At 36.1% G+C, this 16,649-nt stretch carries 14 protein-coding genes and 1 pseudogene; 3 read left to right on the forward strand and 12 right to left on the reverse strand.

Annotated elements, in window-relative coordinates; genetic code table 11:
- Positions 1-1,849, reverse strand: a 1,849-nt coding sequence (locus AACL61_RS05510; protein ID WP_339111098.1) for a serine-rich glycoprotein adhesin, incomplete at its 3' end; no start/stop codon positions are given.
- Between the two features lie 260 nt (positions 1,850-2,109).
- Between AACL61_RS05510 and AACL61_RS05515 the strand changes: the two genes are divergently transcribed.
- The 3 genes and pseudogenes from AACL61_RS05515 to tnpC all read left to right on the forward strand — a co-directional run bounded on the left by AACL61_RS05515 (position 2,110) and on the right by tnpC (position 4,259).
- The gene (locus AACL61_RS05515; protein ID WP_003667696.1) at positions 2,110-2,298 is read left to right on the forward strand and encodes a hypothetical protein; all 189 of its coding nucleotides are present in this window, start codon (positions 2,110-2,112) and stop codon (positions 2,296-2,298) included.
- Positions 2,288-2,644: an IS66 family insertion sequence element accessory protein TnpB gene (gene tnpB, locus AACL61_RS05520; RefSeq protein ID WP_339111099.1), complete on the forward strand. Its 357-nt coding sequence runs from the start codon at positions 2,288-2,290 to the stop codon at positions 2,642-2,644. The genes AACL61_RS05515 and tnpB (AACL61_RS05520) overlap by 11 nt, the downstream gene beginning before the upstream one ends.
- A gap of 70 nt (positions 2,645-2,714) precedes the next feature.
- Positions 2,715-4,259 (forward strand): annotated as a pseudogene (tnpC, locus tag AACL61_RS05525) (IS66 family transposase).
- Positions 4,260-4,321: 62 nt separating this feature from the next.
- Here the strand turns inward: tnpC and tnpB (AACL61_RS09925) are convergent.
- The 11 genes from tnpB (AACL61_RS09925) to AACL61_RS05575 form a co-directional block, all read right to left on the reverse strand.
- Positions 4,322-4,516 (reverse strand): IS66 family insertion sequence element accessory protein TnpB, encoded by a 195-nt coding sequence (gene tnpB / locus AACL61_RS09925; protein ID WP_423245878.1) that lies wholly within the window; start codon positions 4,514-4,516, stop codon positions 4,322-4,324.
- Entirely contained in the window at positions 4,506-4,694 is a 189-nt protein-coding gene (locus AACL61_RS05530) for a hypothetical protein (protein ID WP_339111100.1), read from the reverse strand. Before AACL61_RS05530 ends, tnpB (AACL61_RS09925) begins: the two co-directional genes overlap by 11 nt.
- Positions 4,695-4,875: 181 nt before the next feature.
- Positions 4,876-5,073: a hypothetical protein gene (locus tag AACL61_RS05535; protein WP_016496748.1), complete on the reverse strand. Its 198-nt coding sequence runs from the start codon at positions 5,071-5,073 to the stop codon at positions 4,876-4,878.
- Entirely contained in the window at positions 5,066-6,391 is a 1,326-nt protein-coding gene (gene gtfB / locus AACL61_RS05540) for an accessory Sec system glycosylation chaperone GtfB (protein WP_339111101.1), read from the reverse strand. The genes AACL61_RS05535 and gtfB overlap by 8 nt, the downstream gene beginning before the upstream one ends.
- On the reverse strand, positions 6,384-7,922 hold the full coding sequence (gtfA, locus tag AACL61_RS05545) for an accessory Sec system glycosyltransferase GtfA (RefSeq protein WP_339111102.1): 1,539 nt from the start codon (positions 7,920-7,922) through the stop codon (positions 6,384-6,386). The genes gtfB and gtfA overlap by 8 nt, the downstream gene beginning before the upstream one ends.
- A gap of 14 nt (positions 7,923-7,936) precedes the next feature.
- Positions 7,937-10,285, reverse strand: a complete 2,349-nt coding sequence (secA2, locus tag AACL61_RS05550) for an accessory Sec system translocase SecA2 (protein ID WP_102815887.1) — start codon at positions 10,283-10,285, stop codon at positions 7,937-7,939.
- 3 nt (positions 10,286-10,288) lie between these two features.
- Entirely contained in the window at positions 10,289-11,176 is an 888-nt protein-coding gene (gene asp3, locus AACL61_RS05555) for an accessory Sec system protein Asp3 (protein ID WP_339111103.1), read from the reverse strand.
- A 2-nt stretch (positions 11,177-11,178) separates the two neighbouring features.
- Positions 11,179-12,666, reverse strand: a complete 1,488-nt coding sequence (gene asp2 / locus AACL61_RS05560; protein ID WP_339111104.1) for an accessory Sec system protein Asp2 — start codon at positions 12,664-12,666, stop codon at positions 11,179-11,181.
- 11 nt (positions 12,667-12,677) lie between these two features.
- Positions 12,678-14,189 carry an accessory Sec system protein Asp1 gene (gene asp1 / locus AACL61_RS05565; protein WP_339111105.1) on the reverse strand — a complete coding sequence of 504 codons (1,512 nt, stop codon included), beginning with the start codon at positions 14,187-14,189 and terminating at the stop codon, positions 12,678-12,680.
- 2 nt (positions 14,190-14,191) lie between these two features.
- A complete protein-coding gene (gene secY2, locus AACL61_RS05570) occupies positions 14,192-15,382 on the reverse strand; it encodes an accessory Sec system protein translocase subunit SecY2 (protein WP_339111106.1) in 1,191 nt (396 codons plus the stop codon).
- Positions 15,383-15,401: 19 nt separating this feature from the next.
- A complete protein-coding gene (locus AACL61_RS05575) occupies positions 15,402-16,409 on the reverse strand; it encodes a sugar transferase (protein ID WP_339111107.1) in 1,008 nt (335 codons plus the stop codon).
- Positions 16,410-16,649 lie beyond the last annotated feature (240 nt).

Consider the following 16,649-nt stretch of genomic DNA (forward strand, 5'->3'; position numbering starts at 1 on the left):
TTACTGAAGCTGATGTGCTTTCACTTGCACTCACGGAGGCGGAGATACTTTCGCTCGCGCTTACCGAAGCTGAAGTACTTTCACTGGCACTTACTGAAGCTGATGTTGATTCACTTGCACTTACCGAAGCGGACGTGCTTTCGCTCGCACTCACTGAGGCGGAGGTTGATTCACTTGCACTTACTGAAGCTGATGTGCTTTCGCTTGCACTCAGTGATGCACTAGTTGAGGCTGATTCACTCGCACTTTGAGATGCACTAGTTGATGCGGACTGACTCGCACTTGCTGATGCCGATTTGCTTGCACTCTGAGATGCACTGATTGAAGCGGACTTACTTGCGCTTTGTGACAAACTCATCGAAGCTGCTTGGCTAGCCGAGATACTCTGAGAATTGGATTGACTAACCTGCTTGCTGGTTGAAACCGACTGACTATTTGAGGTCGACCGTGAAGCACTAGTACTTTGCTGCTTGCTGGTCGATTGTGACACTGAAGTACTGTTAGACTTGCTTGGCTCCGTACCAGAAACAGAATTCGTAAAGTAATTTCCTTCATTTAAGCTGTTAGTATAGGAAACGTAAGGCGCAATCGTATAATTCAGATTACTCGATGATTCATTATAATTAAAAGTAACCGTAATCTGTTCTGAAATTACTTTGTTTTTTCCGTAATTATTGTATCGGGTGCTACTATTAATGTTTTGGTAGGTTAATCCCTCTCCTTGGACATCAAGATCGTAGAAGTCATAAGAATTACCACTCGTATTGTACAAATATACGCCCCTTGTCATGTTATAGACAGTATTACCGTTTGCATCCAGCGTTACTACTGAAGTAAGCGTTCCATTTGAGTAGCCGCTTCCCATATTGAAAGTGGGAGTCTTCGCGTAAATACCGTTACCAAAGTGGTAAACATCGGATCTCGATGATGGACCAGCTGAAATTTCTCCGGTAATCGGATCCTTTAGCGTGTATGTAATAGTAAAGGAAACCGTTCCATTCAAATTGTTGGTAACTTTAACGATGTAGTAAATAGGATTATTGGATACACTATCCGTCCCTTTACCGTAATACGTTACTGACAGGCCATTGCTGCTGATGATTGGCGTGCCATACGTGTTGGCCGTCGTATTCAATGCAGCAAACAGCCGCAACGTCAGCGCCCGAGCTTTAGTAACCGTTTGCGAAGCCGTCAAATCGTTTGTCGTTGATGTTGACGTGGAAGTGCTGCTTTGTGCCTGACTTGCCGTTGACGTGCTCAACGATTCAGACAAGCTGGCACTGGTATCTGACGTACTCGTGGATGCTGATTGTGAAGATGCAGCGGAAGTGCTAGTCGATATTGAACCAGAGCTAACATTTGAAGTACTAGTTGTCGATTCACTTGTAGAGGTATTTGATTCGCTGGTTGAGGTACTACTTGATGTTGAGCCAGAACTAACATTTGAGGTACTAGTTGTTGATTCACTTGTAGAAGTATTCGATTGACTAGTCGATGTACTATTTGATACTGAAGTACTAGTAGATGTTAAGCCAGAACCAATTACTTGAGAACTTTGGTCAACGGTAGTAGTAGCTGCATGAGCTTTTGTTGGATTAGCTGCTCCAGTTGCTCCAATTCCGAGTAAGGTTGCAACTGTTGCTGCCCCCTTTTTATAGGCATCCGCCGTGTCAGAATTATGCATATTCTTTAGTGAGTCTAAATCATTAAAATCAGTTGTCTTAACTTCTCTCTTTGATCTAAACGCAAATATTTTAAAGAAACGTGTTAACGCACTAAACCATCCATGTTTAGTTTTATATAATTTTACTTTACTTTTGTCTTCTTGTTCTTTATTGTTTTTTGCCATAGATAACCCACCCCTCTATATATCATCAGTGTATGTATCAATCTGCTGATAAGCAAAGTTATTATTTATCATCATCGATTATACACCTCTTTTTCCTCAAAATAGAAGTATTAATTTCATCTTCCTCTCTTATGTAATAAAGGGCAGCTGTAATCATTCGATAACTTCATTTAACGTAAGCAGTCAATAACAGTACGTCTAGCCCTAGCTACCCCGAATCTCCTATACTGAGACTATCATCAGTAAGGAGATTTTTATGTATGACAGAACAAAATGAAATTATTACCCCGGTTTTCAAAAATAAAGCAAGTGATTTTAAGAAGCATGTTTTTACGGCACGCCCTGCCGTAAAAATCAATGTAAATGAAGTCGAATTAACTATTTTTAAGGGAACTAATTCTATTTTGGCTTCAGATATCGCTAAAGTGGTTATTCGTTATGCTCGTTAATTGGCATGATCCACATCATATCTATTTAGTCTGCGGAAAAACCGACATGCGAAAGGGCATTGATGGGCTCGTAATGGTGATTGCCGAAAACTATGGATTGGATTTATATAATAATTCGCTTTTCTTATTTTGCGGTGGACGTAATGATCGCTTTAAAGGATTGTTTTGGGATGGTGAGGGCTTTATTATGCTCTATAAACGGTTTGAAAATGGCCGACTTAGTTGGCCGAGAAACAGTAATGAAGCAAAAAAATTATCCGCTCAACAGCTCGACTGGTTATTGCAAGGACTGAATCCATTCCCAATTCGTAAAATTCAAGCTGCTCGGCCGGGAAGCTTTTATTGAGTTACTTCTATTTAAAAGAAGAATTCTTTGATATAATTACCAAAGAATAATTCAAAGGAGGTGACGTACCATGAAGCAAACAGCGGAAGAACAAATCAAAGAACTTAAACAGCAATTAGCTATGGCCAATGAAAAGATTGCTCAATTAACAGCTATTATCAAACTTCAAAAGAACCAAATATTTGGGAAAAAAACTGAAATAATGGAGTCCGTAGTGAATGGACAACAATCATTATTTAGTGAGCAAGAAATGGATCAACTTCAAGATCCTGATATTTCAGTCACGGAAGTGACTGAAAAGAAAATAAAGCAAGTGGTGCGTCACCGGAAAGCAAAACAATCTGGTCAGCGGACCACTTTTTTAGATGGTTTACCACAGGTTGAAGAAGTTATTCCATTAAAAGATACTAACTGCCCACACTGTCATCAATTAATGAAAAGAATAGGTCAACACATTTATAGTCGAGAAGCTCGGTTAAAGCCAGCTGAATTATATTGTGTGAACTTGATTCAAGAAACATATAAGTGTGATGAGTGTATTAATTCTAATGGTAGCGAGGTATTAATTAGTAGCGAGATGCCCCAAAGTCTTTTACCGCATAGTTACTTTTCGAGTACTATTTTAGCAAAAGTAGCAGAATTGAAGTTTAATCTTGCATTACCGTTTCATCGTCAAATTAAGCTTTGGCAAGCCATCGGCTTACACGTTGATGCCCGACTATTGGCAGCGAACATCATTAAAGTTAGTCAAACTTACCTTGAACCACTGTATGATTATTTACAAGGATTAGTTAAAACAGAACCGGTAATTCATATGGATGAAACACCATTTAAAGTAATTGATGAATCTAATGGAAATGGCTATTTTTGGGTAACGCGATCAACGAAAGAATTCAGTAAACATCAAATTACCATGTTTCATTACTATAATACCCGAGCAGGCAAAACTATTGGACAAATTCTTGGTCAGCAATATAGTGGAGTGATTATGTGTGATGGCTATGGTGGATATAGTGATCGATTATATCCCCAGGCAAAATTTGGGTCATGTTTAGTTCATATTCGACGTGAATTTTATCACATTACATGTTTATTGAATAAGGAGCAATTGAAGAATTCCAAAGCATACCAAGTTTTACAACTAATGCGACCAGTTTTTCACGAAGAGAAACAATTAGCATATCACACTCATAAGGAAAAGCTAGTGCAACGTCGGTTGCACGTAAAACCCTTGATGGAGAAGCTCTATGCCTATTTAGAAAACATTAATTTTCCTCAAAGACGTTTAAGAGCCGCCATTAACAATGCTTTAAAGTTAAAAACACGAGTGTATCGAATTTTTGAAGACGGCCGAGTACCATTAACAAATAATCCTGTTGAACAAGCGATTCGTCCATCAACTCTTATTCGAAAGAATAGTTTATTTGCGAAAAGTACTGCCGGAGCTTAGGCAAATGCCATTTTCTATACTTTGGTGGCAACTGCAAACCAGAACCATTTAAATATCTACAAATACTTTAAGTATCTTTTTGATCACTTACCAAACCGCAAGGACGAAGGACTTGAGGCTTATTTACCATGGTCAAAAAAAGTCCAAACAGAATGCCATAAATAAAAACGGGGACATGAATTACCACTTTCGGTAGCTCATGCCCCTGATTTTTTCAATTCGTACTGTTATTGACTGCTTACAAAACACCCCCTAGAATTGGCACTTTTATTATTTAAAGTGTCAACCCTAAAGGGTATTGTACGTAATTCTAGTCCATAGTTTTCGGCAATCACCATTACGAGCCCATCAATGCCCTTTCGCATGTCGGTTTTCCCACAGACTAAATAGATATAATCTGGATCATGCCAATTAACGAGCATAACGAATAACCACTTGGGTGATATCTGAAGCTAAAATAGAATTAGTTCCCTTAAAAATAGTTAATTCGACTTCATTTACATTGATTTTTACGGCAGGGAGTGCCGTAAAAACATGCTTCTTAAAATCACTTGCTTTATTTTTGAAAACTGGGGTAATAATTTCATTTTGTTCTGTCATACATAAAAATCTCCTTACTGATGATAGTCTCAGTATAGGAGATACAGGGTAGCTAGAGCTAGACGTACTGTTATTGACTGCTTACCATTTAACATCTAATAAGCGTAATTGCACCCACATCGATATTAAAAGTACTTAAAAAGATCAAAAAGCAAATTTTCGCTTCTTGATCTTTTTACTACTAACGAATAAAATATCCTATTAACATCATTCCAACAACTAAAATTAAAAGTAAAGTCATTAAGACGGAACGAAAGTTAATTGGCTCTTTTTTCTTTTTATAAGGTTGTCGCTTTTCTTCTTCTACTTTTTCTAAACGTTTCAAAGCATCTTGTTGAATAAGCGATTGTGGTTGATCATGATCTTCTTTTTTATTCACTTTGCAAGGCTCCAATCATTCTTTGGTAATCTTGTACACTAACCTCACTAGCTAGTTGACGCTGCGTATCGATAAGCTCTTTCATCAATGCCGGCTTTAGCAAGGCTGCCATAATATGTTTACTCATTTTCTGGGCCTCGTTTACTTTAAACATGTTCTGAGGAGTAACGAATTGTGGTTCGTGGAGCGTTTCATCGAAACCAACAATTAGCATATTTTGCTCAAAAGCGCCACGAACAGCATCCAAAATTTCATTTTGACGATTAATATCTAAATAAATGTCACAATCTGCAATCAATTGTTTAACCCGTGCAGAACTAACATTAGGATATAATTCGACATTTTCATATTGTTGATAAGCTAATAATTTACCCGACATCTCAGTAACAGCTGCAATATGAAACTTAATGTTAGGCAAATTTTTGATAAGAGTTGATAATTCAACTATCTCATCCGAATTAGTAAGAATCAAAGCTTGCGGGCGTAACTGATTAGCCCGTGGATGCGGGTAGATAGTCCCGAGGAATCCAAAGTCAACGTGATTATTTTTTAGGTTAGCGCCAATTCGTTGCCAATCAGTGTATCGTTGAAAAATAATATGTTTGGTCCGTGTACTATTTTCCATTAAGAATTTCATGTTACCCGGTAATTCATCCCCACTTAGCGGTTCATGCCAAAATAAAGTATCACTACCATCTGCAGGTAAGTTCAGCGAAACACTTAACCCTTGGTTTAAAGTATTATAAAAAATATGATCAAGCTTAAAGTGACGAGTCTGAAGATAATATTTAACAAGTTCAATTAATGACGGAAAATGGTACCCCCCATCAACAGCTAAAAATAAATCACCAGCAATAAGATTCCATTCAAGAAAAACACGGTTCTTTTTATCATAATATTTTCGCCATGCTGGCTGTTCGTTTCGATAATAAGTTTGGGCAAAACGATAACCATAACAATTATAATTGTCAATCCAGCTAACTTTACCATTATTATTCAACCAACGAACTTCTTTTACTTGACGAGTATTATCAGTAGCTTGGTATATAATATCTGCCCGTTTCTTATCAAGATCATATATCTGCCCCTGGGCTGCTGTGCTCAAAATCCGCCAGTAACGTGGTAAGGAAAGATGGTCAAAATATAAGGGCTTTTTGTTTACGTTATAGTTACCCCAATACTTGATCGGTGACTCAACTTCGGGTGGTAAGAATCCATCATCATTAATTACTACCGTTGGGATTTTAATCTGAGCAGTTCGTTGAGAGCGAAGAAAATCAAATGAAGCTTGATTAAAGTTATCAAATAAATTAAGCATGCTGTAACTCTCCTATCAATTGCTGCCATTGTTTAGCAACATTCTTAGTCAAATACGACTCAGCTAATGAATATGATTTTTCATGGAAAGATGTTAAGTCGGCTTCAGTAAAGTTTTTAACAATAGCATCAGCTAGTAATTGTTCTTTACGTGAATTACTCCAATCTTCAGTATATGGCAATAAATAACCATTTTGTTGATCTACAATGAAAGTCTGATTACCATAGGGAACATCAAAACCAATCATCGATAAACCTGAACCCACTGCTTCCATTAAGCTTAATCCAAAACCTTCACTAGTTGAACCCGCAATATATGTCTCATACTTTTGATAAACATCCTTTAGATCATGTTGCCCCATTAATTTAATATAAGAATCAGCATTATTTTTTGTGATTAAGTTTTGCAACCGACTCCGTTCACCACCCTCGCCGTAAATATCCAAGGTTAGGTCCGAAACTATTTTATGTGCCGCAACGGTTGCTTCAATAACCCAATCAATATGTTTTTCGTTGGCTAATCGAGAAGCAGTAATTAAAGAATGTTTTTTACGGGTCCCTTTTGGCTTTACCAAGTGTTCCAAACTACCAACCGGGATAGTATTAATTTGTGGTTTAGCGTGGTTGAAATGCTTTTGCTGACTAGCTAGCAAATCACGTTGTCGATCAGTCGCAACGACATAAGCAGCTACATCTTGATAATGCATGAATTGATATTCATAAAAATTATTCCATAATACTTGATGATCATTTGTATAATGCTTGTCGTAGTGGTCAGCATGAACAGGGATAACCAGTTTTGCTGGTAAATGATGTTCAAAAACCAATTGGCCATTAACTAACCGCTTATCTTCATCCATTCGATCAAGAATAATTATATCATCAGCTTTAAAATTAAATTTCCGAAGCATTTCACGATAAAGATCAGTTTTTGAATAATAATTTTGATCAGGAAATTCAAATAATTCGTGACCATCCCCATCTAAGTGTTGAGTATACGCAATCGTCCCATTTTCATTATAAAATTCTCGAAAAACAACCTGATTATCCTTTTCTTCTCCAGAATAATATTCTGTGGCATATTTTGTATACGAATAGAAATCACGTTTAATTAGTCGATTGTTAAAAATATAAGTAACCTGATCAATCGTCTGTTTCTCTCGATCGTTATAGCGTGGCACGATCGTTAATTTTTCTTCTTCAGATTTGTATTGCAACTCTTTCGTGCCATTATTGGGCAGAAGGCTAAAATTTCGCTGCTCAAGATGATTCTGCTCAACAAAAGTATCGAGTAAAAAGGTTGAGGGAGCAATTTTAATATCAGTAAAAAAGTTGTAAAGCCAAATAATCTGATCAGCATTAAAACCTAGATTAGCAGTTAGATCGGCAATATTATTTCCTAAAATCAAGTCCGAAAAAACAAACTTTGCTGAAATGTTAAGATTACGAAATGCTTGTGCACGATATGACTGAGCATACTCGACACCACTACTGGCCCAGCCAATTCCTAAATTAATATTATATACAGTCATACTTTCCTCCATCATTAATTAAAATGAACAATTAAATTATTATCTTTATTTAATCTAATAGTACTTAGCATTAAGTTATCAACTACTTTTTTGGCGACAGTATCAAACATTTTTTCAAATGCTTGATAAGCTTTTTCTTGGTACATAAACTTAGGATCCCGTTGTGCTGTTGTCCATGGCTGAACGATAACTGATAGTTTCGATAAATAAGCCATCTGGTCAGTCCAGCTACTATCAAGCGCATTTAATAAAGCTGAACGATAAAACTGATTTAATTGTTCGCTATTAATTAATACTTTAGCTTTCTGTTCTAGCTCTTTTTGACAAAATTGCTCTAAATATTTTTGTATTTTTTTGTGGTCTAATTCTAGATTATCCGGCAAATCCACAACATCATAAGTAAAATGTTGATTCATTAAATGTCGTAATTCTAGGGCATTCCATTTTACTTTTTTATCAAGGTAAAGAGAAATCCCTCTGCTTAACCATTTTCCAACTTCTGTTTCTAAATGTGCTGTTCTCATTAACTGGTCACGCCGATCATAAAGATACTTACGCTGAATTTTTAATGCAATTTCATTCTTATTGACATTGCTGCGTGCCATTTGCTGATTAGCAGCTACCCGGTCATTAAGCATTGCTATACTCATTTTTAAACGCGGACTACGTAACTGTTTATCAGTCTTTTTCTTTTGTAATTGACGATAATAATTTTTGAACCGTTTGGTACTGTTCTTAGCAAGGTAGCTATCTTCTAGAGAAATATAAAATTTACTTGAGCCCGGATCACCCTGACGTCCTGCTCGTCCAGCAAGTTGTAATTTCACTCGCGTTGGTAACATCTCAGTACCAATAACTGCAAGGCCGCCTAATTCTTTGACTCCAGCTCCGAGTTTGATGTCAGTTCCTCGGCCAGCCATATTGGTAGCAACAGTCACCGCTCCTCTTTGTCCGGCATCTTTTACAATATCAGCTTCTCTTGCAACATTAAAAGCATTCAAGACATTATGAGGAATTCCTTGATCCAACAATAATTCAGAAATTATTTCTGAATTTTCTACCGAACCAGCCACTAATAAAACCGGACGCCCTGCTTTATGAAGCTCAATTGTCTCATCAAGGGCATGTATTAACTTTTGACGAGTTGTTAAATAAATTTGCTCTGGATAATCTCGACGGATTACCTTTTTCCGAGTCGGAATCTGAATAACTCGCATCTTATACACTTCAAAGAATTCTTGCTCATCACTTTTGACAGTTCCGCTCATTCCAGCAATTTTGTTAAATAAACCAAACAAACTAGGAAAGGTAATTGAAGCCGCTACTTGTTGGTTAGGAGTAAGATCAACCTGTTCTTTTGCCTCAATTGCTTGATGCAACCCTGTACTGACCTTTACCCCTCTTTTTAACCGACCATTTGCCTCATCAAGTAAAACAACTTTCCCTTCGCTAACTAAATAATCATGACCATTTTCCATAATAAAATGAGCACGTAGGGCAAGGATAATATGACGATATACTTCCCGATACCTATTTGTAAATAGATCAGTAATACGAAAAAAGCGCTGTGCTTGTCTAATTCCATGTAATGTAAGCCAGACTGCGGTTCGATCTTCATTCAGTTTATAATCAATTTCGGGTTGGAGAGTGTGAATAAAATCATCTGTCAACCGATATAAATTTGATTGAACCATGGGAGTACTTGATACCACAAAAGGTGAAGTTGCCTCATCAAGTAAAATTGCGTCAACTTCATCGATGATTACATAGTTAAATGGTCGTAAATATTGGTCATCAATACGTGTTGCTAAATTATTAAATAAGTAATCAAATGCCAGACTACTAGCTGTCGTATAAACAATGTCAGAGTTATACCATTCTCTTTTTACTTGTGGTAATGGTTTCTGATCACTATTTGTAAAGCCAAGACTTACTGTTAACCCTAACCACTCATAGACTGGCTGCAATTGCTCTTTATCACGTTGGGCAAGATAACCATTAGGTGTTAATAGCATCGCTCCTTTACCAGTTAACGCATTTAGGTAAAGAGGCATTGTCGCTGTTAAAGTTTTACCTTCCCCAGTTTTCATTTCCGCAATATTACCTTGATTTAAGACAATCGCCCCCATAACTTGCACATCATATGGAAACATTCCTAAAATCCGGTAGTCCGCTTCCCGAATGGTCGCAAATGCCCGTGGTAAGATATCATCAACTGTTTTACCATTAGCTAATTCTTTTTTTAATAGAACAGTTTGATGTTTAAGCTCTTCATCGCTCATCCCTCGCATTTCAGCGGTTAATGCATTTACTTTAGCAAGGGTATGTTTTACTTTTTGTAACCTAAAATTGGGGTACGTCATATCTTATCCCTCTTTTGAATTTATTTCTTGAATGACCGAAAAGATAATTGGCCAGTCTGGATTAACCAATACTGGGGAACTCCAAGTAGTAGGTGGCAGTAATGGATAAATCACATCGGCAATTTGCGATTTCGGGTCAGTCTGATTAGTAACGACTGCATTGATGGTGGAAAGTTCCATCTTTAATTCCAATACTACTTGATCTAACTTCGGATTAGTACTAATAACATTGGCATCATAGATTCGATTCGAAATCAACCATTGCTTTAAAATCGCTACTACATCAGCTGATGATTGCCATGCAACACTAATCGGCTGCATTTTATAATCTTCATACTTTTTTAAATCTGGATATGTTTTGCGAACCCTTTTATTGTCAGCAATTAAAAGCAGATTAAGCTTTCCTTTTACATCTTCATTTATTGGTTCATGAAACCAAACATCCTCATGAACGCTGACTGGAAGATCTGCATCACAAATTTCAAACCGTTGGAAAGTTAAATCAGTAAGTCCATTATTAATCAATTCTAGTCGATACTGCACAGCTTCGGGGGGATAAACAAATTCAATTGACCGTTGCTGAAATTCGACATGATCAATTTCATGTTCCTGCGCGTCAAAAAAGGTCAACCGAATAATTAATGAGTAAATCGGCGCTGCCTTTGCATTTACACTTAAACGGTATTTATGATTATTGCGGAGAATTGGTAATTGCGGGACCAATTTAGTTGCCTGATATGAATTTACAGAATTCCAACTCATAATTACTTTTCCTGGTGCCATGAGCGAGTTATGAAATAAAACGCTATAATCAGAATTTATTTTAATATCTGAACCCGCAGAATAGGCATTTGACGATTCCCAATATCCTTGATTAATAAACTGCTGCATTTTTATTCTCCTCGTCCAAAAGCATTATTTATTTCTGTAAGCCGGCTAACAAACCATTGAACAACTTCACGATTATCATTATGGCGTCCAGGAAATCCTTTACTAACAAATAGTTGAGCACTTTGAATAGCTGAATTTTCCTGCATTTTTTTCATTGCCAAATTATCATAATCATCATTTTTCATATACCCAACATATATCCGCGTCTTAGTTAAGTCATTTTGATTCATTAAATTCCAAAAATCCATATCTAATTGTTCAAGTTGCTCAGAAGTTAAAGACGCTACCAGTTGCCGATCGATATCAAAGATTGTATCAAATTCGTCTGGTCGTTCTAGACGGGCTCGTAAAGCAACTTGTCCTAAATTAACAGTTGGTTTGGCAACGTTAATTGCATAAGGAGATAATTGAGCTCCAAGTTTAATTGCCGGATATGTTCCCATTGAAATCCCATTCAATACTAATTGTTGACGATCAAATCCTAATTTCTTCAATGTTACAATAATCGTGTCCTTGATCTGACTTTCAATTGCCTCACCGGTGTAAAACTGTCCCACTGCTAAGCGCGGATCCGTAAACAGTAAGGCTGGAGTATGATTACTCCTAAATAGAGGATATGCTTCAAATCCCTCTAAACCACGTGCTCCAGAAAAATAAACATGTAATGGCGGCCGTAAATCACCCGGATTAAAGTAATAAGGAATATCTTCGCCATTTACTGGAGCAATAAGTCGTTTACCACCTGCAAGAAATTCACCATAATCTCGTCGTGACCAACGTGCATGCAAAGTCCCTAATGTTAATTTTCCTTTTCCAAGAACCTCAACACTAACACTAGCAAATCGTGGAGCATCTTCTAACCCAATTGGTAGTTCTTGTTCTTCATTATTCCTAGAAAAATCAAGAAGATATTGGTCCTTAGAGTTACCATCCCCATCACTCGGATGAACAAAAACCCGTAAACGGACTTTAATATTGCTTTTTTGACTATATTCAAGACTAAATTTAAGTAACCGTTGAGGATCAATATAAACATTTTGCTGGTAACTACCTAAATTAGTCCATTCATCAGCTTCAATTTTTAACGTAAGATGACCATCGTCTACAAATGTTCCTACTGGATCATTTAATAATAATTTAGTTGGTGCAAACCGAATTCCAGACTGTCCCTGAAAAAATCTGATCGGCAATTGATTAATTAATTCTTGCGGTTCTTCAACAATCTGACGTGCTTCTTGACATTTAATAAAATTTAAACCGGCTTCATTAAGGTCCCTTTCAGCAAACGGAGAGTACAAAACACAATAAGGAGGGACTTGCCATTGAAGCTTACTCCACAAATTATCTTCTAACTGGACGCCTTCTGTAATTATCACTAAATCAAATCGTTTTATCCCCACCTGAGGATAGGTATTATAATTCCATGTTATTTCATTTGGAATTTTATATTTATCTGCCCAGTTTTGTGCGCCTAACTGTAAGACATTCATGAAGATTCACCTCACTTCGTTAAAACTTTTTCCCACTTCTTTTGTAATTCTGCCGCTGATAATTGATTCATCAATTGAACATTATAAATAAGGGCTTCATTCCAATGTTTGAGATTACCTAAATAATAGTTTAATCCCTTATTGATATCAGAAATTTGCGGACAAATTAAACCATTTTGGTAGTTTTTAATTTGACTATTTGGTTGCCGATAGATTTGCGGGATTCCTGTGCTAATAGCCGAAATCTGTAAGAATTCGTCCAATTGGTTTCCCCAGTTAATTAAGATCCGTAAAGAGTCTAATTGCCGCCCAGCTTCAGCAGGAGTGCTAATTCTTTTTGTATCAATAGTTAGTTTAGGAATACCAATTTGCTTCGTTAAAATTTCTTCAACTTCATTTTGTTCCTCGCTAGCTAATATAAACTCACCCTGATGAGTCTGTTTTAAATTTTCAAGAGCTTGTTGAGCTTGTTGTAATTTTTCAGTACTGTAGCTCATTACCGTCAATGCTATTGCATCAGGTGACTTTAATAATCGCTGATAAAGTAATTCCAATACCTTATCAACCTCATCTTTTGTCATTGACTCAATAAAAAGCCCTATTTGTTCTTGATCTGAGCGTTGACTATGACCCAAATTAAAACGAGACTGAAACAGTGGAATTATTGTTGCATCTATATTAGATTGTTTCTTTATATTATTCTTTGTTTCATTATTATCCGCAACCAAATTTAATTCTTGGCTTTTAAGTTCATCAAGACTTTCATGATACCTATGCCAACGACTCAAAGAAAAGATGGGCTGATAAGGCAGATAAGTTTTTTGATCGATCACTGCCTGATCATCCAGCGTGACAATTAAATTATCTTGGTTTATATCAAATTTGCTCAACACATACTTAGTAATAATTTCCTCGAGTAAATCATTTAAATGCTCATAATGTAAGTAATCTGTTAATTCTGAAAAGCGCTTATTAATTTCAACCCGATCAGATTTTACATCGTGTTTAAAGCGCCAATATCCCTGTTCATCATAATAAATATATTGATATGGCTGACCATTTTCAAATAATTCTTCTCGCGAAACAAAACCGCGACTATCAAGTAACAATCGTCGACTTATTTTATCCTTTTCCAGATAGTCAACCCATAGAATTTTACCTTGTGTATCAAAAGTTACTTTGGCATAAGGATTTTCTTTGACCATAACGATTACTCGAAAGTTTGTAAAGTTATAGTAAGCTCCAGTTGGCCAATTAAAATCACGGTAATCAATAATTTGACTATCAACATGATGAACCCCTTGTAGATAATCAAAAGTACTAAAGATTTGCGTTGGTGAGATCGTTAATTGGTTTAATTTTGTCGATAATTGTGGTTGATAATCAGTAATTATTAGCGAAAAGGGTTTTTGATTTGTTTGAAATACTTTGATGTGACTAACTGCATCATCAAATTCAAGTTTAGGGATCGTATAAACCCAATCTTCTAGCAACTCATGCCAAGCAGGAACTAAATAATCCATAATCACTCATCCTTAATTAAACGTGCATATCTTAATGGGAACAATAACATTAATAATTGATCTTTTATTCCCTGCATAAACATTACAATCATTATAATATTCATTGGCAAAATTGCTAATCCAGCAAAATTTCCAAGAATACGAGAACCTAATAAACCAAAGCTTAACTGGATAGCATTCAAAAGCGCTCCCAAAAAAGATACGTGAATTACTAGATGTTGTAAATATTTTTTTGTCGGTTCACCAGGACGAATACCAATAATGTAATTATTATTATGTAACATTGTTTTGGCCTGTTCTTTAGGGTCAAATTGTACAAATGTAAAGAAGTAAAATAGTGCAAAAGCTAATATTCCACTAAGTACAATTTCAAAATAGGGGTTAGCAAATAAAGACTGTGGACCTAAAATATTTGCTAATAGAGTTGGAATCATTAACAATGACATTCCAACCATGTAAGTCATCATTGCCCCCATATTGAGTCCTAGTGGAAGAATAATCGGCTTATCATGACTGCTCATCATTGTATCGACCATCTTAATTGGATAATAAGCACGATTAAAAGAAATCCAAAAAATTAAAAGACCAAAACTTGCGAGCACAATTAATGCCAACCAAAGAATCCCGTAAGACTGGCCCACTATTTTCCCAATTGACGATAATGAATTAGGAAGAGTACCAGAAATAATGTTAAAAAGGATAATCGTTATTGTTCCACCAATACCAAACCGAGTATTCATATTTCCTAACCATACTACAAATAGGCTTCCAGCAGTTAACATTAATGTTACCGCCAAGCTCGTAAGCAAATTTGTCGTAAGGTTTAGCATTAAAGTAAGAGCTAACGATTGAATAATTGCAAAAATTAAAGTTAACCATTGCTGTATTCTCATCGTTTGTTTTATCGAAAATGTATCAAAATAGAATAATCGCATCATCGTTAATAACTGAATAATCATCATTGAAATCATTAATGGGTTCAATCCAACTGAAAATAACGATAAGCGTTGTAAGTTACCCCCACTCATAAAACTCATGATTCCTAGAGAACTATTAGCTAATACCCGACGAAAGGTTGTCGAAATGTTAACTAATGGCAATGAAATCGTACAGCCTAAAATATAAATGATTAAAATAAAGAATGTAGTTCCTAATCGTTTTAATAAATTATTTAATTGTATTTTCTGTGTCACTTTTCCCTCATCAGCTTTTTTATTGATAATATAATTTAAATACTGCTTCTGTTAATGCTTTTTTAGCAAAGTAGCCTTCCCGAATCAAGCGTGCAAAGTCATCTACTCGTTGGACCATTTCATTGTAAGATTGATCGTCCATTCCTTGCACTTTTTCGATAGCTTCATCTAAGTTATCAGCTACAATTCCTAAGCCTTTGCGTAATATTGTTCCACTCTCTGCGATATTTTCATTAACAATAACCGGCAAGCCAGCTGCCAAGTAAGTACTTAGTTTATGGTTAGCGTTCAAATGCATGTAGTTTTTACAATATGGCTCATTTGACCATACTAAACCAAAGCCACCATTATGCCGGAGTTTTGACAGTAAGACAGGATCTGATTGCCAGCCCATAAACTTAATATTATCTGTCGGTTCAACATCAATCACCTTAGCAAAGGCATATAAGGGATTATCCGGGTAATGCCAATGACCGACCAATTGGAACTTCTCAAGGTTACCAGCTAAATTAATTACCCCTGTATTTTGTGGCGTTACCGTAAAATCGACGCTAGCACAATGATCCCACATATGCTGCAGCACCACTTTTTCCACCGTCAAACCATTTGCACGGAGGAAATCGACCATTGGCTGAGAAGGTGCAATAATTAAATCAGCTTTATTATAGTAGTCAATAAATTGTGGCAATAAGTAACGGTTTGATTCAAACATTAATGGAATAATATCATGAATAAAAATAATTTTTTTAACATTATAAGGAGCCAGGTGATCAATGAAGGCTTGATCCCACTCGATTGAATTCCAAGTTGGTGATTGAAAAATAACTGTATCATTATTAGATACGGAAGCGATAATGCCATCAAATCGAGTATCTAAAGCAACTGATGGTTCATCTGGCCAGTTATAGCTATAGATCCCAAGTTCATTAAAGCCAAGTTCGCGCCCAATCTTGGCAATTTGATTTTGAGCAATTTGGGCAGTACTTTGAAAGCTTTGCCCATAAAGGTTAGTAATATGAACTGTCAATGATAATTCCTCCCACAAAAATAATCATTTAATATAATTAATGATAGTCGTAATGAATTAATGATACCATAACATTTGCGCTCATTAAAAATCGTTATTTTAGTCAACTAAAATTCCATTCATGAAAAATATTCTCGGCTGATTTAATTTCCTACAAGTTCACGAAAAAAAGCAACTCCTAAATTAGGATTTTAGTTTAGAAGCCGCTTTTTATATAAATGGCAGATTGCAAGAAATAAC

Origin of the sequence: Limosilactobacillus reuteri subsp. porcinus (genome assembly GCF_036621895.1) — a bacterium.
Lineage (GTDB): Bacteria > Bacillota > Bacilli > Lactobacillales > Lactobacillaceae > Limosilactobacillus > Limosilactobacillus reuteri_J.